Genomic DNA, 19,741 nt, shown 5'->3' with positions numbered 1-19,741 from the left:
GTCTCCTATTTATAATAGTTGAATTTCTTTTCGATGTGTTTTGAAGCCACAGTCACCACACCCACAAGGATAAGATAAATAGCTCCGGCCACAAACATCGGTGCTAAGGTCGCATCACGGTTCGCAGCGGTACGACTCTCCAAAAGAAGGTCTCCAACCCCAAGCACATAAACCAATGATGAATCCTTAACCAAGTTAATAATCTCGTTGAAGATACTTGGCAAGACAATCTTGACTACCTGAGGAAGGATAATGTAGCGGATGGTTTGGAAAGGACTAAGTTTAAGCATTTTTGCTGCTTCATATTGTCCTTTCGGAATAGCCAAGATTCCTCCACGGAAAATCTCTGCGAAATAAGCTGCATAATTAAGCGTAAAAGCAAGAATAGCAGCTGGCAGACGGTCAAAGACAATCCCAACACTTGGAAGAACGTAATAAACGAAGATCAATTGTAAAAGGAGAGGCGTTCCACGCATAATCCAAACGTAAAGGGTTAGCAACCAATTTAAAGGTTTGAATTTAATCTGCATTAAGAAAGCAAGTACAATCCCTAATGGAATCGACAGTACGATAACAATGAAGAATACTTGAAGTGTGACTACCGCACCGTTCAAAAGGGCTGGTAATACTTCCAAAACGTATGACATATAAACTCCTATAATTATTTAGTATTACTGAATATTATACTAAATTTTTTAAAAAAATGATATAAGATTTTGAAAATAGTAAAAAGGAGTGCGACTAGACCCACTTTTTAAATGAGTTCATAGTCACACTCCTGAGAGACTTAAATAATCGGTCCTAAGAAACAAAATATACTTAAGTCTAGTGTCCCTAAAGCTTATTTTAGATTTTCTTAACAAATTCAGATTTAAGTTTCATAGCACCAAAACCATCAATCTTACAATCAATGTTGTGGTCACCTTCAACCAAACGAATATTTTTAACACGTGTACCTTGTTTAATATCTTTTGGCGCACCTTTAACTTTCAAATCTTTGATAACTGTAACAGTGTCACCGTCAGCAAGACGTGTGCCATTGCTATCAAGAACCACAAGTCCTTCTTCTTCTGCAACTTCGTTTGGATCCCACTCATAGGCACATTCAGGACATACAAGCAAGATTCCATCTTCATAAACATACTCTGAGTTACATTTTGGACAATTTGGTAATGACATAATTCTCTCCTAAGATTGTGATATAGATACTATTCTACTTTAGATTTCCTAATTAAGCAAGGGTGAAAACGATAAAAACAAACAACATCCCTTACACTGTAAGAGATGTTGGTATTTTTATTCAACAGTAACTGATTTAGCCAAGTTACGTGGTTTATCGACGTCGAGTCCACGATGGAGTGTTGCAAAATAAGCAATCAATTGTGTCGGTACAACCATTGAAATTGGTGACAAGTAAGGGTGAACGTTATTAAGAACGATGTCATCACCTTCTTTAGCAACATTTTCCTCAGCAATAGTCAACACTTTAGCACCACGTGCTACTACCTCTTGGATATTACCACGAGTGTGGCTAGCAAGAACAGCGTCAGACAAGAGGGCAATAACAGGTGTACCATCTTCGATCAAAGCAATCGTTCCGTGTTTCAACTCACCTGCTGCAAAACCTTCACATTGGATATATGAGATTTCTTTCAATTTAAGACTAGCTTCCATAGCAACGTAGTAATCTTGACCACGACCAATATAGAAAGCATTACGTGTTTCTGCAAGAAGAGCTGCCACTTTCTCGTCAATGACTTCTTTTTCAGAGAGTGTTGATTCGATAGATTGTGCTACAAGTGACAATTCATGTACCAAGTCGAAAGCTTTAGCTTTTTCATTACCATTAGCCTCACCAACTGCTTTAGCCAAGAAGGCAAGAGCTGCAATCTGAGCAGTATAAGCTTTAGTAGAAGCTACGGCAATTTCTGGGCCAGCATGAAGAAGCATTGTATGGTCAGCTTCACGAGAAAGAGTAGATCCCGGAACGTTTGTCACTGTCAAACTTGGAATACCCAACTCGTTAGCTTTAACAAGAACCTGACGGCTATCTGCTGTTTCACCTGATTGGCTAATAAAGACAAAGAGAGGTTTCTTGCTAAGGAGTGGCATACCATAACCCCACTCAGAAGAAATACCAAGCTCAACTGGTGTATCCGTTAACTCTTCAAGCATCTTCTTAGAAGCAAAACCAGCATGATATGATGTTCCTGCCGCAAGAATATAGATACGATCAGCCTCTTGAACAGCCTTGATAATATCAGCATCTACAGTCACTTGCCCCTTGTCATCTGTGTAGGCTTGGATAAGCTTACGCATCACTGTTGGTTGCTCATCGATTTCTTTGAGCATGTAGTAAGGGTAAGTGCCTTTACCAATATCAGATAGGTCAAGTTCAGCTGTATAGCTATCACGTTCTTTTACATTGCCATCATAATCTTGAACTTCAACACTATCAGATTTCACGATAACTAGCTCTTGATCGTGAATTTCCATGTATTGATTAGTTTCGCGAATCATAGCCATGGCATCTGAGCAGACCATGTTATAGCCATCACCAAGACCAATCAAAAGTGGTGATTTGTTTTTTGCCACGTAAATTGTTGAGGCATCTTCAGAATCCATGAGGGCAAAGGCATATGATCCACGGATAATGTGAAGAGCTTTCTTGAATGCTTCAAGAGTTGACAAACCATCTTCTTCAACGAATTTTCCAATCAAGTGAACTGCGATTTCAGTATCAGTTTGACCTTTGAAATGATGACCAGAAAGGTATTCTTCCTTAATTTCAAGATAGTTTTCAATAACACCATTGTGAACCAAAACAAAACGTTCAGTTTCTGAGCGGTGTGGGTGAGCATTATCCTCTGTTGGTTTACCATGAGTTGCCCAACGAGTATGTCCAATACCAGCTGTGCCTTCTACTCCTTCAGTTTTAGCAGCAAGTTCCGCAATACGGCCAACAGCCTTAACCAATTGACTAGATGCATCGCCAGCTACAAAGATACCAGCTGAATCATAACCACGGTATTCTAGCTTTTCAAGTCCTTGAATCAAGATATCAGTTGCATTTGTGTTACCTACAACACCAACAATTCCACACATATTTTTAATAATAACCTCAGATCAAAGAGGTCATGTCTCCTTTATTTAAAATTGGTATAGTCAATAAGCTCTTTAAAAAGCTTAACGAGGACAGTATATTCCATATATTTGACATTGTCAAGCATAAAAATTGGTATAGTCCTAAAAAGACTTTTTACTCGCCTCTTATCCTAAGGAATAATCCTTAAAATATGCTATAATAAGGCTATGCGAATTCAACAATTACATTATATTATCAAAATCGTCGAAACCGGCTCAATGAATGAAGCTGCAAAACAACTTTTCATTACGCAACCAAGTCTTTCAAATGCTGTTCGTGACTTGGAAAGAGAAATGGGAATTGATATCTTTATCCGTAACCCTAAGGGAATCACCTTAACCAAGGATGGCGTTGAATTTCTCTCTTATGCCCGTCAGGTGGTGGAACAAACGAATCTCTTGGAAGAACGCTACAAGAGTCACACAGAGACACGTGAATTGTTTAGTGTTTCCTCTCAACACTACGCTTTTGTTGTCAATGCTTTCGTCTCACTTCTCAAGAGAGCTGATATGACACGCTACGAGCTCTTCTTACGTGAAACACGTACTTACGAAATTATTGAGGACGTTAAGAACTTCCGTTCAGAAATTGGTGTGCTCTTCCTTAACAGCTATAACCGAGATGTCTTGACTAAGATGTTTGACGACAACCGTCTCACATATACTAGTCTCTTCAAAGCTAGACCACATATCTTTGTCAGCAAGTCAAATCCCTTGGCTAAGCATGAAGTTGTCTCTTTAGAAGATTTAGAGGACTTCCCATACCTTAGCTACGACCAAGGGATTCATAATTCCTTCTACTATTCTGAAGAAATCCTCTCTCAGATTCCCCATAAAAAGTCCATCGTGGTTTCAGACCGCGCGACACTCTTCAACCTCTTAATCGGTTTGGATGGTTACACCATTGCTACAGGTATTTTAAATAGTAATTTGAATGGTGATAACATTGTCTCTATCCCGCTTGATATTGATGATGAGATTGATATTGTTTACTTGAAGCATGAAAAGGCAACCCTCTCTAAAATGGGGGAAAAATTCCTAGATAACCTCGTTAAAGAAGTCACTTTTGACAACTAATAGATGTTAGTCCCCAGCACAGAATGTTGGGGACTTTTTATCACCCAAACTATCCAATTTGGTGCACAAAAAAAGAGCCTTTCGACTCTCATTGTTATTTATAATTTTTATAGCTTGCCCAAGCCTCATCTATAGATAAGGTCTCAGCATCTGTGTATGAGCCTCTATAGCTGTTCCAAACAAGGCCACTTGTTGACCCAGTTGCTTGGGTAACTGGAGCTTGATCGTAGGCAGTCAAACCATAGTATGCAATAATACTATTTAATTTAGAAGCGTAAAGGCTATCAGTTGCATAAGTTCCTGTCAGTGCTTGAGTGGCATCTGCATAACTACTTGTATTTGATTTCCATGTGCCAGCATAAGTTGATGACGTCATCAAAGCAGCATAATCGGCCAAAGAATCACTTAGACTTCCATAAGAACGGAAAGGTTCATCAATCTCATAAGTCTTCCCTGTACCATCGTCTTCCCAAGTACGCATGGTCACAGAATTCCCATTATAAGTGCCCTTAATCCCGAAGAAGTTGTAATAAGGAGCTTGACTCAGACCTGACTGACCTGAATTTGATTCCAGAATGGCTTGAGCAATTAGAACAGAAGCATAGATATTGTAATCTTGACCAATCTGTCTAGCAGTCTCTCCAATACTATCGATAAAAGCCGTCGTAGTTTGATTGTAGGCAGCTTCTGCTTTAGCATTAACACTGTTATCATTTTTTCTATCTGTTGTAAAAGCTAGAACCAAAAAAAGTGAACACACAAAAGCTCCCACGATAAAAATCATATACTTCTTTAAATGACGATACATACAACCCTTCCTTCATAAGATTTTCAATTATAATATTTTAATACTATTCTATCAGAAAAACTGACAAGTCGCAACTTTCAGACCTATTTTCCTTGATAAATAAAGCAAATGTCACCTTTACATCATATTTATAATAAGCTATAATATAGTCAAATTTTAAGGAGATAAATGAATGAAAATAAAAGAATTCTTACCAGGATTATGTATTGCAATACTTATGTCTCTCCTAGCATGGTTCCTTGGAAACTTATTCCCTATTATTGGTGGGCCTGTCCTTGGTTTATTTATAGGACTTCTGCTAGGAATTATTCTAAGAGATTCTCAGAAACTTAAAGCAGGAATGCAATTCACTTCTAAAAAAGTATTACAATACGCTGTTATTCTTCTTGGATTTGGACTAAATCTTTCCCAAGTCTTTAAGGTTGGCGTAACATCACTTCCCATTATTCTAGTGACAATTACTACAGCACTGCTTACTGCTTATGTCGTCCATCGCGTGTTCAAGCTAGATAGTGAAATTGCTACTTTAGTAGGTGTTGGTTCTTCTATTTGTGGGGGATCTGCTATCGCTGCAACTGCTCCTGTAATCAAGGCTAAAGATGAATCTATTGCAACAGCAATCTCTGTAATTTTCTTTTTCAACATCTTAGCAGCTCTACTCTTCCCTCACTTGGGATCCTGGTTGGGACTTAGCAATCAAGGCTTTGCCATATTTGCTGGAACAGCTGTCAACGATACTTCTTCTGTAACTGCTACAGCTAGTTCCTGGGATAGCTTACATGGAACATCCATTCTAGAGCAGGCAACAATTGTTAAATTGACCCGAACACTTGCTATCATCCCTATAACTCTTGGGCTTTCTGTATGGCAGTCTCGAAAGGACAATACAAAGGAAGCATTCTCGCTAACCAAAGCAGTGCCTAACTTTATCCTTTGGTTCCTTTTGGCCTCACTGATTACAACTGTTGCAATGGCACTCGGTGTAACACCTGCCGTCTTTTCACCTTTAAAAGACCTTTCGAAATTTATGATTATTATGGCAATGACGGCTATCGGTTTCCAAACGAACCTCAAAACACTAATCACCAAAGGAGGCTCAGCACTTCTAGTGGGAGGAGTTTGTTGGTTATTAATCAGTCTTGCTTCTCTTCTCATGCAAAAGCTATTAGGACTTTGGTAAAAGACATCTAAAAAACTCACAATCTTGCTAAGTTTGTGAGTTTTTACTATAGAATCATTTTTTATACTCAAAGACATAGGTTTGGATAACCTTGTCCCCATCGTTTGTTACTTTCAAATCAACATTGTAACTCTTAGTTTCACCACTAATATCCTGAACCTTATAATCACCATCTTGTTTTATTGAAGATGTAGTCTGCCCTGAATAATGCTTTACTTCAAGACTTGAAGCTCTATCTAGAGAAAAAGGAATGAGCCCGTTTAAAGAATATAGCCCATACAAAATAAGACATAAAAAGCTCAGTGACGCAAGGCTCACCAAATAATATTTAACAAAAGCCCCCAATTTCAACCCCTGTTTACTCACTTAGTTATTATCTTCCTTTAACTTAACATTCTTTTTATTAGAGTATTTTCAAATTTTATTTTACACACATTTGGGTATTTTGTCAAATTATTTGATATTTAAAACAGAACCTATATTTTTTTATATACTAAAAGCCGTTAGTCATCTAACGGCTATTTTTTATTTCTGAAATAACGTATTCAAGACGGCTATAGAGACCAAGTAATAAGTCGTAACTTCGATTTTCATTTTCTTTCAAAACAGTGAAAACTGTTGTACTATAGGTAAATTCAAAGAAGTCATCTAATTCCTTGAGCCAGTCATCAATAACCCCTAAATTTTGATCAATGATTGCAAACAAACTTGGTTGATACCAGATTGTACCTTCGATATAAAGGTTTTTGTCAGATAATTTAGATAGGGATACTTTCAAGTCAGCAAGCTCTCGTTTAGCAAGATTCGGTTCAATCTTTAAATCAAAAAGTAAGCGTGCATCATGATTTAGAATATCGAGTTCTGCTTGAAGCAGTTGAATATAATGTATCGCTACTAAATACTGGTTCATGGGTCTCTCCTGGTCATCTGAAAATCGTACTATTATTGTACCACTAAAGAATGAAAAAATGTAGTAATTATTTAATTTTTTACAGGATTTTTTTAGAAAAAATACCATGCTTTAAATTTCTATTTAAAAATAATGACACTAGCAATTTTCTAAGAGTTTAAGAAATGAAAGATTTTTTAAAAAAAAGAAAAACACTCACGAATGAGTGCAATTCTAGTATTAATGACTAACCATTTCTTGTGCAATTTCCAAGCCACTAAGTTTTTCAGGATAGTAAGTTGGCCAATTGTCCATCTCTTTTAGAATCTCATCTTGGCTACTATTTCCGAAGAAAATATGGAAATGTGCTGAAGTTGTTGGATCTATTTGATGATCTGAAAATTGGACATACTGGTAAGGATTGTCAGCAGCTTGACTATCAGTTGCTGTGAAGAGATAACGGACACCTTTTTTACCAGAAGCATAAGTCAAAATCTTATAACCATCATAACGATAAGTGTGTGTCACGCTACTTCCATCATTCTTTGTGAAAGTCATGGTCATCTTTTTACCATCAATAGCAATTTTAGAAACATCTGTTTGATAGCCCTTAGTGTAGTACTCTTTGTACTCTTGTGCGGTTTTATCCTTATTCAATAGAGATTTGTATTCAAATACTTGATCTAAAGTACCATCTTGGAGGTAAGGATAGACCGATTGCCACTCACCAGACCAATCAGAAAGTTCTCTATCTTTAACATCTTTGTCATCAAAGTAACCATTTTGGACTGTTTTCTTGTCATCACTTCCTGTTTCAGGTTGGATAGCTTTACCTTCAACATCTGTTGTTAAACGAAGGTTTTTAAGGTTCTCAGTCATAACACTGACATAATCTTCACCTTTTTTCAACTGTTCCTTAGTTAGTGATTCAATTGGATTTAAAACTGCTGTCTTAACACCTACTTCATTAGCTAAGGTTTTGGCAACGCTACTTGAAGCATTTTCCTCAAAGTAGATATAGTTAATGTCATATTCTTTGACATACTTAGAAAGGCTAGCGATACGTTTTGCAGATGGATCAGATTCAGCTGAAACACCTGAAATTGGTACTTGTGTCAAACCGTAATCTAAAGCAAGGTAGGCAAAAGCGGAGTGCTGGGTAACAAAACTTTTCTGTTTCGCTTGACTAAAGGCTTCAGTATACTCCTTATCCAAAGTCTTTAATTTTTTAAGGTATTTCTCGGCATTGGTTGTAAAGACTGCTTTTTTATCTGGATGCTGAGCAATCAAACCGTCCCTAATAGTTTCAACTAATTTTTGAGAACGTTTAGGTGAGAGCCAAACATGAGGATCATATTCGTGGTGATGCTCTTCTCCACCGTGATCATGATCTTCTTCCTCTATTCCAGGTAAGAGAACCATGCCTTGACTTGCCTTAATGATTTTTGTATTTTTAGTGTTGATAGACTTTTCAACTTTTGGAACCCAGGTTTCCATATTTTCATTTAGGTAAACGAAAGTGTCTGCTTTTTCAATGTCAGCGACATTCTTAGTAGATGGCTGAAAATCATGGGCTTCACTTCCAGCGGGAATAAGATAAGACACCTCTCCCTCATCACCAACAACCTGCTTTGTAAATTCATAAACAGGGTAAAAGCTGGTCACAACTTTCAAGTCACTATTTCCTTTTGAACCGTGGTGACTAGTCGTATAATAAATACCTGCACCAGCAGCTAAAACAACTGCTGCTATTCCTGCTAGGCCAAAAATGCGTTTCTTTTTCATGATATTCCTTTCAAAATACTTAACCAGTTAATAGTTTACTGGTTAAGTATATCACACTTCATTTATTTTGCAAGCCTTTAAATAAAAAAATTGAAATATTTCGATGAAAAAGAATTATTTGATATACTGGAAATATCATTTGGAAAGTAGGTTATACATGTTTCGTAAATTAACCCTATATCTTTTTTTATTGCTTGCATCCATTGGCCTGACTTATGATACGCAATCATACACCTCCGGTGCCTTGTCTGGTTCAGCATATGGTGTTATTGGACTATCAACACTAATTGCCTTATGTTATATCCTACCAGGAATATTTCTGGTTCGATACTTAGGCAAGAGATGGCAGGTGAAACCACTTGTTCTCATATTTGCTCTAATTGGTGGAGTCTTTATCACAGGATGGATAGCTGGTTATGCCAATACCATTTCTCACGACTGGGTGACTGCTCATCTTTCTTCAAAGAGTTTCTTCTACCGCTTTGAGGATGCTCTTATGGCTCCCCTAGTTGAAGAACCCCTCAAACTAGCAGCTTTTCTCTTTGCTATCTATATGGTGCCAACAAAAAGTTACAAGGGGCTCTTGCTTGTCGCTATTACGGCAGGTCTTGGCTTCCAGATTAGTGAAGACTTCTCCTATATTCTTTCAGATTTGCCTGATGGTTTTTCTTATACGGTTTCAGGGATTCTTGGTCGAACTATTGGTGCTGTATCATCTCACTGGCTTTACACGTCCTTCCTTGCTATGGGGCTAGTACTTATATGGCGTTCACGTCAAAAACTCATTAATTCCAAGTACAGTCTTATTGGTATTCTTTATGCTTGCGGTGCTTTTGCGGCACACTTTGCTTGGAATTCACCTCTTCGAAATTTAGAAAGCGATTTGCCATGGGCATCAGGCCTTCTCATTTCACTCAATCTTTTCTTCTTCATTACACTTTATCATATTCTCTCGAAACTAGATGAAGAAAACAAGTAAGGTTAGACTACGAAAAAACCTTTCCATAAAATTGGAAAGGTTTTTTTGATGACTTTAATCACTCATAGAAAAACGATTGGTCATCAAGTTACTTGCATCATCTAAGACTTTTGCCAATAGTTTATCTGTTTCTGACTGAATCTGGTCACTAATTTTTTGATTCTCAGATTCAAAATCAATGCTCTCACCATTTGCTAAAGCATTATCGACACGATTAATCATGGCATGGCCAAGAGCCATCGTTGTTTGTACATAAGCATCCAAATCTGCTTCATGCTGTTGGAAATGTGGATCACAGATGGCCGCAATCAAGCGATTACTCCAGTAGAAATTGCCTGTATCAACCTTATCAGTTGTTTGACGGAAATAGGCAGGTGTTGTTTCAACCTGAGTCCAAAATGGCACCATTGTCCCAAATGGCATTGATCCATAGGCTAACCACTGAATACCTGTCGTTTCTGATGGTTTGTTAGGACGCATTTGCAAGAGAGCTGTTTGACTAGTACGGTTAATACCAATTGGACGGAATTGGCGTTGACTTACCGCATCTCCTTGAGGTCCATATGGGTCATAAGGTGTATCTTGGTAATGAAGACTCAAAACGTATTTAACATCTTCAACTGTAATTTTGCGGTATGGTTTTTGGCACCATGGAATAAAGAATGATTTTGGATCATAGTCTTTTTCTGGGTTCAAAAATTTCTGCATAGCCCAAGCTCGTGGTGTATTATAATGACGATCCTTATCTCGTTGGCTACCAAAAGCATAACGTGGATTAAAATGTTCATTAGAATAAGTCAAATCCAAGTGATGTTTATTAATAAAATCTCGAATATCTGGTGAGGCAAGATAGTCGACTGGATTTTCAAACTCATAGTGATCGATACCTAGTTGGTTTGGGTTAGTAACATAGGCATCGTCTGGAACACGTCTTGCAATCCAATGGTGACCACCAATTGTTTCCAACCACCAAATTTCTTCAGTGTCTGAAAAAGCAATCCCATTAGACTCGTAAGTTCCGTAAGTTTCAAGGAGTTCTCCTAAACGAAGGACACCTTCACGCGCCGTCTTTATATATGGCAAGACCAAAGTCAACATATCCTCTTCTCCAAAACCATCTTTAACAAGAGGATCAGCGCCGAGAACACGCGCATTAGTCGTGATTGTTTCTGTTGCACTCATGGCAACATTAGCTGAGTTAATACCAGCTTCACCCCAGATACCGTCTTTCCCAAGCGCATCTGGGACAGAAGTATAACGTAGAGGATTATCTGGCAAATCAATTGAAAAATTGCTAAGCACAGACTGGTAATGACGTGGTTGGTCTTCAGGGGTCACGACGAGAAATTCTTTGGGCGTAAAAACGCCTGATTGAGAATCCTCAGTACGTGCAATCATGGTAGAGCCGTCATATGAGGCTTTCTTACCTACTAAAATCGTTGTACAAGCCATAAAAGCTTCCTTTCTACTTACAAATCGTCCGCAATCTTATTGATTTTTCTGAGACGATGATTAACACCACTCTTGGTCAGAGGAGGTTCTATACTATCTGCGATCTGCTGGATAGAGTAATCTGGGTTGGCAATACGGAGTTGGGCAATTTGGCGCAGCTCCACCGGTAAAATCTCCAAGCCAACCGTATCCATAATCTTGATAATATTATTAATTGTTTTCATACTAGCACTAATCGTTCTAGCAATATTGGCTGTTTCCGCATTATTGGCACGATTCAGATCATTTCTGGTTTCTCGCATAATTTTGACTTCTTCGAAGGCATCCTTAGAGTTCATTGCGCCGATAACAAGGAGAAAATCCATAATGTCCTCAGCTTTTTGAAGATAGGTCACAAACCCATTTTTATGACTCAAAACCTTAGCATCGAGCATAAATTTTTTCATGAGAGAAGCTAAATCCTCTGCGTGGTCTTGGTAAACGGAAAAAATTTCTAATTGATAACGTCCCTTTTCAGGATCACGTACCGTTCCAGTCGCCAAAAAAGCGCCTCGTAAATAGGATCTTCCAGCTTCGTCATCTTCCATTACTGATGTTTCAATACCTGTTTCAAAGCCAAAGAAAGAATCTGCCAATTGTAAATCGGACAAAATATCATTGACATGGTCAGCGACAAAAACCGTGTAGACACGATTTTTCTTGAGATTGGTCTTGTTATGATGTCTCAATTCAGGATTACTCTGATAACGACTTTCCATTAATTGGTAGATATGTCGCGCAATCTTTGCATTTTCTGTTGAGATGGAAAGAGTCAAGCCTTGATTAGTCAATCCAACCGAACCAGACATCTTAATCAATGCTGACAATTCAGCCTTGTCTTTGCTTGAAGCAGCAATTATCTCTTCTTTAACCTTAATTGTGAAACTCATGACTTGTTCCTCACTAGATGCATGAGCTCATCCACTACCAAGTCACCATGGTGGAAGGCACCTCCATTTTCAAGTCGCAGAAAATTAGAAGACACAACTGTTTTAGCTTCACGACGTAAACCCTCAAAATCATGCTCAACCTGAACAAGGTATTCATCAAATTTATTACTAGCCATGTATTCCTTAGGCACTTTCTTGATGTTAACTAAGACATTGTCAATCACATCAGAGCCAAGATGACGATTAAGAACAGCCACATGGTCGGCATCTGAGAATTGCTCCGTTTCTCCGTACTGAGTCATAATATTACAAATGTAAGTCACATCAGCCTTGGTCTCGATAAGAGCCTGACGAATCTCTGGTATCACAAGGTTGGGCAAAATCGACGTATAAAGAGATCCAGGACCTAAAACAATCATATCACTATTCATAATAGCATCAACAACCTTACGACTGGCCTTAGGCTCTTCGTCATTATAGGTATTTGTCACATAAACGCGCTCAATCATGCCATCGTACTGGGCAATACTACTCTCCCCTGCTACTTCATGACCATCCTGAAAAACGGCATGAAGCGTCAAGGCTGTCTCACTAGCTGGATAAATCTTTCCTGTAACATGGAAGAACTTCGTCAGAAGCTGCATGGCATTATAGGTAGATCCCTGCATTTCTGAAATTCCAGCGATGATTAGGTTTCCGAGTGGATGACCAGCCAAAGCACCATCGGTTTTATCAAAACGATATTGGAAAACTCTTTCATAAAGTTTAGGCATATCACTCATAGCTACCAAAACATTACGCAAATCCCCTGGAGGTGTCAGTTGCATGATATCACGCAAATCTCCCGAAGAACCGCCATCATCAGCTACAGTTACCACAGCAGTGATATCAACATCCTTATGACGCAAACTACGAAGAATGACTGGGATACCAGTTCCCCCACCTATTACTGTAATTCTTGGTTTTTTCATGAACGATTCACTGTCTCCTTACGTCGATCCTTATCACGATGTGTTTCATTGACTGTCCAATCATTTTTTAGGTCTTGGGCCAGACGATGTGCAAAGGCTACACTACGGTGTTGACCACCTGTACAGCCAACAGCAATGGTAAGAACAGACTTACCTTCTTTCTTGTATCCAGGCAAGATTGGTTTGATAAGCTGTGTCAAATGATTGTAAAACTCTTCTGATTCCTTATGGTTCATGACGTAATCAAAAACCTCTTTATCCAAACCTGTGAGGTTACGAAGTGCAGGATCATAATAAGGGTTTGGCAAGAAACGGACATCAAAAACCAGGTCTGCATCCAATGGCAATCCATATTTAAAACCAAAACTCAAAACTTCAATACGGAAAGAAGATTGGTCTTGTTCAGATGAGAACTGTTCAGAAATAGCCTTACGCAACTGGCGTGGAGTTAATTCTGTCGTGTCAACCACGTTTTGACTCAAACTCTTAAGCGGAGACAAAAGCTCACGCTCTAGCTTGATACCATCCAAAACACGGCCATCTGCCGCCAATGGGTGGCTACGACGTGTCTCTTTATAACGAGAAACTAATTCACCATCCGTAGCATCCAAGAATAGAATCTTGAAATTAAGTTCCTCATTACTTTCCAATTTATCCAGAATATCGTTAATCTCATCGAAGAACAAGCGACTACGCATGTCAACAACAAGAGCAATCTTGTCTGTCTCTTCACTATGTTTTACCAATTCGATAACCTTAGGTACCAAAGAGGGGGGCATATTATCAATGGTGAAGTATCCAATATCCTCAAAGGATTGAATTGCTACAGTCTTACCTGCACCACTCATCCCTGTTACAACAACTAAATTAATTTTTTTCGTTCCCATGAGACTCCCTTTCTAATCTTTCTTCTTTCAAGACACGAATAACGTCTGACATCTTCTCAACTTGTTGGCTAACCCCCATAATCATTTCTGTCTGCAATTTTTGAATTGTCAGAAGATCTGATTGGTCTTGTTGAACCAAGTGGTCTATTTTTTCATGCAAAAGTCGGATTTCTTCCTTAGACTGGGTATTAACGTGATAGTCGTTACGCGCTTGTAAACGGTCGTAATCCGATGCTCGATTCTGACTCATCATTATCAATGGTGCCTGAACGGCCGCTAGAGTAGACAAAGCCAGATTCAACAGAATAAATGGATACTTATCAAAGGCAATCCCAAAGGGTTGAACAACATTCAGCCCCATCCAAATAGCCATAAAAGCAACGAATGACAAGATAAAAGTCCAAGATCCACCAAATCGGGCCACTTCATCCGCCACTTTTTGACCAAAAGTAATCCTACTATCCAACTGTTCCTGGATGTCTTGATCCTCGTACAATAAACTCTTGGTCACATCGTGAACGGTTTCCCGAACATGTTCGTTTTTCTCATTAGCATTTGCAATAACTTCATCAAGAAAAACCAACCTATAATCCAAAAGACTGATATTACTAATAAAATCATGTCCTTGTAAATCAGGGTAATCTTTTTTCAAAAGCACCTGCAAACGACTATTTAGACGTTCGAAATAGGAACCATCGGTTTCATCGAACCACTCTTTAGAGATATAATCCTGAACTCTCTTAACCTGCATATTTTCGCCTTCTTTCTAGGCTCTATTATACCATATTGAAAGCTTAAACGTTCAATAGATAAAGGAAAAGAGTCCAAGACTAACCTCAGACTCCTCTATTATTGGGACAATTAATTTAAACTCTTCTTATTGGTAATTTAAAGTCCAGTAGTAAGTACCGTCACCAGCGACAACACAAGCTACTGCTGCTTGAGTAGCATCTGGACTCATGAGAAGTTCACGAATACCACTACTCAACCATTTATTGGCTACAACTGAACCATCAGATTCACGACGGTAAACAATACCATCACTGTTGTAAGTGTGTGAAATATCTTTGGCATGTGGAAGGGTTGTGCTATTGTAAAGATCATCAGACCATGTAAGTGCTGGCAAACCAGCAGCTGTACGTTGCGCATTGATTTCATTAAAGGCAGCCTTAGCTGAGTCAACTTCAACATAATCAGAGTTTTCAGTTGGTTCTACATGATAAACAAATTTAACATAACCAAATTCAACATCACTATATTTTTTGTCGTCAACACCGCTCTTGAGATTAGCTGTAATCACATAATCACGTGCCCAAGCACTACCCTTAGAAGCATTGAAGTTATCAACATCTTCAATTTCCCAAGTGACATTACAATCCCAGCCAGCATTATCTAAGAATTTTGGAGCAAGATTCTTGATAACATAATCTTTGAATTCATCCACATTTTGGAATGGCAAAGCTTCACCTGCTTTACCAGTACCAACGACATTTTCAGAATACAATTTAACACTTGACGCGTTGTCATCGTACATGTATTCATCGTTTCCGGCTGGTTTGTGGAAGTCTGGGTCAAGCTCAGGGTCATCATTGGCAGTACCATTGTAGAGTTTCCACTTACCATCAACCCATTTGTAGTAACCATCGATACCACGCGCATTATCTTCATCTGTCAATGCCACTCGGTAGTAATAGGTACCGTTGTCATCTACAAATCGTGGATCTGAATACATGCGATAATCTGTTGGTGGCAATGTTGGTTTTGGCAACTTATCATAGTCAATGTTTGTTTCAGGCGCATATGGGGGTTTTTCAAGTTCAGGAGCTTCTGAACTTGTTTCTGATGTTGAACCTGTCTCTGAAGTTGCTGCTGAAGAAGATTCAGACGTTACAGCAGAACTTGAGTTACCATTCGATACTACTTCTGAAGTTGAATTACCTGTTGAAGCAGCATCTGAAATTGTGGCAGAAGTTGAATCAACGGTTGATGGTGCTTCTGAAGTTGCAGACGATGTTGAATCTACGGTTGATGGCGCTTCTGAACTTGCAGATGACGTTGAATCTACAGTTGAGGCTACTTCTGAACTTGCTGATGAAGTTGAATCTACAGTTGAAGCTACTTCTGAGCTTGCTGATGAAGTTGAATCTACAGTTGACGCTGCTTCTGAGCTAGCTGATGAAGTTGAGTCAACAGTTGATACTGCTTCTGAACTTGCAGACGATGTTGAATCTACGGTTGATGGTTCCTCTGAGGTTGCTGATGACGTTGAATCTACGGTTGAAGTTGTTGGAGCTTCAGAATCTGTGCTTGAAGCCTTAACAAGCACCCACTTACCATTTGAATAATAGTAATAATCGCCATTATCTTTCAAATAATAGTGAGTACCATTTTCATAACGGTAGTGAGGGTCATTTCTCAAAACATCATAACCTGTCGTTGGTGTATTGTTAGAACCACTATTGTTGTTATTATAGTCGCCACCACGAACCCAACGTCCGTTATAGTTTACATAGTAGCTACCATCACTCAAGATGTAGTACAAATAGCCATTGCTATAGCGATAAGTACCTGATTCATTGTAGTTGTTGTAACCAGGATTATAGTTGTTATAGCCGTAATTATAGTTATAATTATAGCCATAGTTATAGTTTGGATAGTAATTATTGTAACCGTAGTTATAGCCATAATTGTAATTATAGCCTGGATAATAGCCATTATATCCGTAGTTATAACCATAGTTTGGATAATAGTTGTTATAGTAACCTCGGCCATAATAACTATCAGCCTGTGCATGATTATTACCAACTACCGTTGGCGCTAATATGGCTGCCCCTAAAACAGCACACGAAAATAGACGTAAACTTTTTCTCATTGTCTTCATCCCCTTTTTAAAAACAAGTATACCTTTCATAAGCAATCGCTTACATTTCCATTTACACCTTAATTGTAAGAAATAAAACTTCTATTGTCAAATTATTTTAATAATAGAAGTTTCTAAGAACAGACCAATGAAAAACTAACAATACCCTTACTTTCAACTATAAAAAACAAATAAACAGGTTTCCTTTACGCCTTAAAGACAGGTGTCTAACCAAGAAAAAAGCCCATTATTTGCATAAGGACTTTTAGCTTGACATTAACGATTATCAATATTTTCTGGGTAAAGATCGTGATTAAAGAGACGTTGCTCTGCCATCTTTTCATACTTAGTTTCTGGACGACCGTAATTATAATAAGGGTCAATCGAGATACCACCACGAGGTGTAAATTTACCCCAAACTTCCAAGTAACGAGGGTTCAAAAGCTCCACCAAATCTTTACCAATGGTATTAATACAGTTTTCATGGAAGTCTCCGTGATTACGGTAACTAAATAGGTAAAGCTTTAGAGATTTAGACTCGACGCAAAGCTGGTCTGGAATATAAGAAATATAAATACTTGCAAAATCAGGTTGCCCAGTAATAGGACAAAGTGATGTAAATTCTGGACAGTTGAATTTGATAAAGTAATCATTATCAGTATGACGATTATCAAAAGACTCCAAAACTTGTGGAGAGTATTCAAAAATATAAGGTGTCTCCTTATTACCAAGGAGAGTGAGGTTTTTCATTTCTTCTTGTTGTGACATTTTTCTTCCTTTGTTGTTAATTTTTCTAGACCCTTATATGGTCAATTTTTAATCTAAATTTCTAATGTTAATCATTAAAAAAGTAAAAATACTATCAATTCTAAGCTTATTGAATGTGAAGATTAGACTCCGCGCTCATTATCATAGAGTAGGGTATGAAGCTGAGGGAGAACACGCACATTTCCCCACGAGTCGTCAGCGGCTACTGTCTCCCAGAGCTCTTTGAGGCGATCTAATTGATGTTGGACAATATTACCTTCTGCTTTTGGTTCAGGATTACCCGCTGAAAGAAACATGACATCTGGCTGATAACGTTCTTGAATCATTTTAGCAAAGGCTAAATCAGCATTGTCGAAAACAGGAACCTTAAAGGTAACTTTGTCAGGATCAAGTTGTGAAACAATAAAGTCAAGGGTTTCCATATTGACTTCCATCTTGGATGATGGTGGTTTAGGACTTAAGGTTACTTGATCAATATCCTTTAACCACTCCTGCCAGCGAGAACCCTGTGTCTCAACGGCCAAAGTTACTCCTCTAGCCTTGAGTTTTGAAACGAGTTCAGCCATATTTGCCGCTAAAAGAGCTGGGTTCCCTCCAGACAGAGTAACATAGTCGTAAGTTCCTAGCGCGTCCAAAGCTTCAATAACTTCATCAGCTGTCATACGCGTTGGCTTCTCTGACCCATCCCAAGTAAAGGCAGAGTCACACCAATCACAATGGTAATCACATCCTGCTGTCCTTACAAACATGGTCTTTTGACCGATAGCTCGACCTTCCCCTTGAAAGGTCGGTCCAAAAATTTCAAGCACTGGTAGTTTGAGTACACGTTCTCTAGTCATCCAACCACTCCCGTCTAAACTCTGCAAAGGCTGTTGGTGTTTCATAAAGACGCACATATTCCAAACGAAGTCCTCTCTCCTCAGGCAGATGTTGACTCGTCGTCTGGAAAATCCAGAAAACCATATTTTCCGCAGTTGTATTCATATAAGGCAAAGTCTCATTGAGATAACGGTGATCTAACTGTGGTTCCAAATGGTCCTTATAAATGCGCTTTAGATCACCAAAATCGAAGGTCATGCCACGCTCATCCAAGTATCCACTTACTGCAATCTGAAGATGGTAGGTATGACCATGAAGTGATTTGCATTTGCCTTCATAATTAAAGAGATGGTGGGCAGCATCAAAAGTAAACTCTTTAGAAACCATTGTACGGTGAGGATTGTAAACCAAAGACTCACCTGTTTCTTTTTTGATTTCTTTCGGTGCAAAGAACATTAAGCCTCTCCTCTTTCTGCTAGATATTTTTCAAGGCCTTTTTGACGCAAGTGACAGGCTGGGCATTCTCCACAACCAGTTCCAATGATTCCGTTATAGCAAGTTAGCGTTTTTTCACGAACATAGTCAAAAGCTCCTAGTTGGTCAGCCAAAGCCCAAGTCTCAGCCTTATCTAACCACATGAGTGGGGTTTGGATAACAAAATCATAGGCCATGGCAAGATTAAGCGTGACATTAAGCGATTTGACAAAAACATCACGACAGTCTGGATAACCAGAAAAGTCTGTCTCACAAACACCTGTAACAATGTCAGTGATACCACGTTGCTTAGCTAGAACAGCTGCAAAAGAAAGGAAAAGATGATTACGCCCGTCCACAAAGGTATTAGGAACTTCACCTTCTTCTGCCTCAATCTCAATATCAGATGTTAAGGCATTTTCAGTAATTTGACCAAGCAAAGACATATCCAAAACATGGTGTTTAAGCCCTTGTTCTTGCGAAATCTCTTTAGCTACTTCAATTTCCAGGCTATGACGTTGGCCATAAGCAAAAGTAACTAATTCAACTGTTTCATAATGTTTTAGAGCCCAAAATAGGCAAGTAGTAGAATCTTGACCGCCACTAAAGACGACCAAAGCTGATTGACGTTTCATAATATTCCTCTTTATTCGTGATGTCTGAGACACATAAAAAGGCCCCTTGGGGGAGCCAAAAAAACGCCAGTAATGGTTTTTTTT

20 protein-coding genes are annotated in these 19,741 nt (G+C 38.6%); 3 read left to right on the top strand and 17 right to left on the bottom strand.

Annotated features, from left to right (window positions below; translation table 11 throughout):
• Window positions 1-5: 5 nt before the first annotated feature.
• From HMPREF2979_RS08070 to glmS, 3 genes are all read right to left on the bottom strand, one after another.
• Window positions 6-647 (bottom strand): amino acid ABC transporter permease, encoded by a 642-nt coding sequence (locus HMPREF2979_RS08070; protein WP_002891087.1) that lies wholly within the window; start codon window positions 645-647, stop codon window positions 6-8.
• 199 nt (window positions 648-846) lie between these two features.
• A complete protein-coding gene (locus tag HMPREF2979_RS08065) occupies window positions 847-1,179 on the bottom strand; it encodes a zinc ribbon domain-containing protein YjdM (RefSeq protein ID WP_002891088.1) in 333 nt (110 codons plus the stop codon).
• 117 nt (window positions 1,180-1,296) lie between these two features.
• On the bottom strand, window positions 1,297-3,105 hold the full coding sequence (gene glmS / locus HMPREF2979_RS08060; protein WP_070656090.1) for a glutamine--fructose-6-phosphate transaminase (isomerizing): 1,809 nt from the start codon (window positions 3,103-3,105) through the stop codon (window positions 1,297-1,299).
• Window positions 3,106-3,312: 207 nt separating this feature from the next.
• On the opposite strand from glmS, the gene HMPREF2979_RS08055 reads away from it, so the two are divergent.
• A complete protein-coding gene (locus HMPREF2979_RS08055) occupies window positions 3,313-4,221 on the top strand; it encodes a LysR family transcriptional regulator (RefSeq protein WP_002891090.1) in 909 nt (302 codons plus the stop codon).
• 94 nt (window positions 4,222-4,315) lie between these two features.
• Here the strand turns inward: HMPREF2979_RS08055 and HMPREF2979_RS08050 are convergent, their stop codons facing one another.
• Window positions 4,316-5,029 (bottom strand): glycoside hydrolase family 73 protein, encoded by a 714-nt coding sequence (locus HMPREF2979_RS08050; RefSeq protein WP_070656088.1) that lies wholly within the window; start codon window positions 5,027-5,029, stop codon window positions 4,316-4,318.
• A 172-nt stretch (window positions 5,030-5,201) separates the two neighbouring features.
• On the opposite strand from HMPREF2979_RS08050, the gene HMPREF2979_RS08045 reads away from it, so the two are divergent.
• The gene (locus HMPREF2979_RS08045) at window positions 5,202-6,209 is read left to right on the top strand and encodes a YeiH family protein (RefSeq protein ID WP_070656086.1); all 1,008 of its coding nucleotides are present in this window, start codon (window positions 5,202-5,204) and stop codon (window positions 6,207-6,209) included.
• A 54-nt stretch (window positions 6,210-6,263) separates the two neighbouring features.
• Here HMPREF2979_RS08045 and HMPREF2979_RS08040 read toward each other — a convergent pair whose 3' ends face one another.
• From HMPREF2979_RS08040 to HMPREF2979_RS08030, 3 genes are all read right to left on the bottom strand, one after another.
• Window positions 6,264-6,575: a hypothetical protein gene (locus HMPREF2979_RS08040; RefSeq protein WP_070656084.1), complete on the bottom strand. Its 312-nt coding sequence runs from the start codon at window positions 6,573-6,575 to the stop codon at window positions 6,264-6,266.
• Between the two features lie 145 nt (window positions 6,576-6,720).
• Entirely contained in the window at window positions 6,721-7,119 is a 399-nt protein-coding gene (locus HMPREF2979_RS08035; protein ID WP_004182057.1) for a hypothetical protein, read from the bottom strand.
• A gap of 219 nt (window positions 7,120-7,338) precedes the next feature.
• On the bottom strand, window positions 7,339-8,883 hold the full coding sequence (locus tag HMPREF2979_RS08030) for a metal ABC transporter solute-binding protein, Zn/Mn family (protein ID WP_045768646.1): 1,545 nt from the start codon (window positions 8,881-8,883) through the stop codon (window positions 7,339-7,341).
• Window positions 8,884-9,040: 157 nt separating this feature from the next.
• Between HMPREF2979_RS08030 and HMPREF2979_RS08025 the strand changes: the two genes are divergently transcribed.
• Window positions 9,041-9,862 (top strand): PrsW family glutamic-type intramembrane protease, encoded by an 822-nt coding sequence (locus HMPREF2979_RS08025; RefSeq protein ID WP_070656082.1) that lies wholly within the window; start codon window positions 9,041-9,043, stop codon window positions 9,860-9,862.
• 54 nt (window positions 9,863-9,916) lie between these two features.
• On the opposite strand, the gene HMPREF2979_RS08020 is transcribed toward HMPREF2979_RS08025, so the two are convergent.
• The 10 genes from HMPREF2979_RS08020 to queC form a co-directional block, all read right to left on the bottom strand.
• Window positions 9,917-11,314 carry a C69 family dipeptidase gene (locus HMPREF2979_RS08020; protein ID WP_070656080.1) on the bottom strand — a complete coding sequence of 466 codons (1,398 nt, stop codon included), beginning with the start codon at window positions 11,312-11,314 and terminating at the stop codon, window positions 9,917-9,919.
• Between the two features lie 17 nt (window positions 11,315-11,331).
• Entirely contained in the window at window positions 11,332-12,243 is a 912-nt protein-coding gene (gene whiA, locus HMPREF2979_RS08015; RefSeq protein WP_038676157.1) for a DNA-binding protein WhiA, read from the bottom strand.
• Window positions 12,240-13,214, bottom strand: coding sequence for a YvcK family protein (locus tag HMPREF2979_RS08010; RefSeq protein ID WP_002891102.1), 975 nt, complete (start codon window positions 13,212-13,214; stop codon window positions 12,240-12,242). Before HMPREF2979_RS08010 ends, whiA begins: the two co-directional genes overlap by 4 nt.
• Entirely contained in the window at window positions 13,211-14,101 is an 891-nt protein-coding gene (gene rapZ, locus HMPREF2979_RS08005; protein WP_002891103.1) for an RNase adapter RapZ, read from the bottom strand. The genes HMPREF2979_RS08010 and rapZ overlap by 4 nt, the downstream gene beginning before the upstream one ends.
• Window positions 14,082-14,852 carry a DUF1003 domain-containing protein gene (locus HMPREF2979_RS08000; RefSeq protein ID WP_022496681.1) on the bottom strand — a complete coding sequence of 257 codons (771 nt, stop codon included), beginning with the start codon at window positions 14,850-14,852 and terminating at the stop codon, window positions 14,082-14,084. The genes rapZ and HMPREF2979_RS08000 overlap by 20 nt, the downstream gene beginning before the upstream one ends.
• 126 nt (window positions 14,853-14,978) lie before the next feature.
• A complete protein-coding gene (locus HMPREF2979_RS07995) occupies window positions 14,979-16,973 on the bottom strand; it encodes a CAP domain-containing protein (RefSeq protein WP_070656078.1) in 1,995 nt (664 codons plus the stop codon).
• Between the two features lie 264 nt (window positions 16,974-17,237).
• Window positions 17,238-17,729: a preQ(1) synthase gene (queF, locus tag HMPREF2979_RS07990; protein ID WP_003097375.1), complete on the bottom strand. Its 492-nt coding sequence runs from the start codon at window positions 17,727-17,729 to the stop codon at window positions 17,238-17,240.
• Between the two features lie 122 nt (window positions 17,730-17,851).
• A complete protein-coding gene (queE, locus tag HMPREF2979_RS07985) occupies window positions 17,852-18,568 on the bottom strand; it encodes a 7-carboxy-7-deazaguanine synthase QueE (RefSeq protein WP_070656075.1) in 717 nt (238 codons plus the stop codon).
• A complete protein-coding gene (gene queD, locus HMPREF2979_RS07980) occupies window positions 18,561-19,004 on the bottom strand; it encodes a 6-carboxytetrahydropterin synthase QueD (RefSeq protein ID WP_070656072.1) in 444 nt (147 codons plus the stop codon). The genes queE and queD overlap by 8 nt, the downstream gene beginning before the upstream one ends.
• A complete protein-coding gene (queC, locus tag HMPREF2979_RS07975; RefSeq protein ID WP_070656070.1) occupies window positions 19,004-19,657 on the bottom strand; it encodes a 7-cyano-7-deazaguanine synthase QueC in 654 nt (217 codons plus the stop codon). The genes queD and queC overlap by 1 nt, the downstream gene beginning before the upstream one ends.
• Window positions 19,658-19,741: the final 84 nt, after the last annotated feature.

Source organism: Streptococcus sp. HMSC078H12 (genome assembly GCF_001814615.1).
Lineage (GTDB): Bacteria > Bacillota > Bacilli > Lactobacillales > Streptococcaceae > Streptococcus > Streptococcus salivarius_F.
Note: the sequence above shows the minus strand (reverse complement) of the source record. Positions and strands in the feature narration are given on the sequence as shown.

Coding starts and splice junctions, on each gene's coding strand:
- HMPREF2979_RS08070 (WP_002891087.1), bottom strand. CDS start 647: ATGTCATACGTTTTGGAAGTATTACCAGCCCTTTTGAACGGTGCGGTA.
- HMPREF2979_RS08065 (WP_002891088.1), bottom strand. CDS start 1,179: ATGTCATTACCAAATTGTCCAAAATGTAACTCAGAGTATGTTTATGAA.
- glmS (WP_070656090.1), bottom strand. CDS start 3,105: ATGTGTGGAATTGTTGGTGTTGTAGGTAACACAAATGCAACTGATATC.
- HMPREF2979_RS08055 (WP_002891090.1), top strand. CDS start 3,313: ATGCGAATTCAACAATTACATTATATTATCAAAATCGTCGAAACCGGC.
- HMPREF2979_RS08050 (WP_070656088.1), bottom strand. CDS start 5,029: ATGTATCGTCATTTAAAGAAGTATATGATTTTTATCGTGGGAGCTTTT.
- HMPREF2979_RS08045 (WP_070656086.1), top strand. CDS start 5,202: ATGAAAATAAAAGAATTCTTACCAGGATTATGTATTGCAATACTTATG.
- HMPREF2979_RS08035 (WP_004182057.1), bottom strand. CDS start 7,119: ATGAACCAGTATTTAGTAGCGATACATTATATTCAACTGCTTCAAGCA.
- HMPREF2979_RS08030 (WP_045768646.1), bottom strand. CDS start 8,883: ATGAAAAAGAAACGCATTTTTGGCCTAGCAGGAATAGCAGCAGTTGTT.
- HMPREF2979_RS08025 (WP_070656082.1), top strand. CDS start 9,041: ATGTTTCGTAAATTAACCCTATATCTTTTTTTATTGCTTGCATCCATT.
- HMPREF2979_RS08020 (WP_070656080.1), bottom strand. CDS start 11,314: ATGGCTTGTACAACGATTTTAGTAGGTAAGAAAGCCTCATATGACGGC.
- whiA (WP_038676157.1), bottom strand. CDS start 12,243: ATGAGTTTCACAATTAAGGTTAAAGAAGAGATAATTGCTGCTTCAAGC.
- HMPREF2979_RS08010 (WP_002891102.1), bottom strand. CDS start 13,214: ATGAAAAAACCAAGAATTACAGTAATAGGTGGGGGAACTGGTATCCCA.
- rapZ (WP_002891103.1), bottom strand. CDS start 14,101: ATGGGAACGAAAAAAATTAATTTAGTTGTTGTAACAGGGATGAGTGGT.
- HMPREF2979_RS08000 (WP_022496681.1), bottom strand. CDS start 14,852: ATGCAGGTTAAGAGAGTTCAGGATTATATCTCTAAAGAGTGGTTCGAT.
- HMPREF2979_RS07995 (WP_070656078.1), bottom strand. CDS start 16,973: ATGAGAAAAAGTTTACGTCTATTTTCGTGTGCTGTTTTAGGGGCAGCC.
- queF (WP_003097375.1), bottom strand. CDS start 17,729: ATGTCACAACAAGAAGAAATGAAAAACCTCACTCTCCTTGGTAATAAG.
- queE (WP_070656075.1), bottom strand. CDS start 18,568: ATGACTAGAGAACGTGTACTCAAACTACCAGTGCTTGAAATTTTTGGA.
- queD (WP_070656072.1), bottom strand. CDS start 19,004: ATGTTCTTTGCACCGAAAGAAATCAAAAAAGAAACAGGTGAGTCTTTG.
- queC (WP_070656070.1), bottom strand. CDS start 19,657: ATGAAACGTCAATCAGCTTTGGTCGTCTTTAGTGGCGGTCAAGATTCT.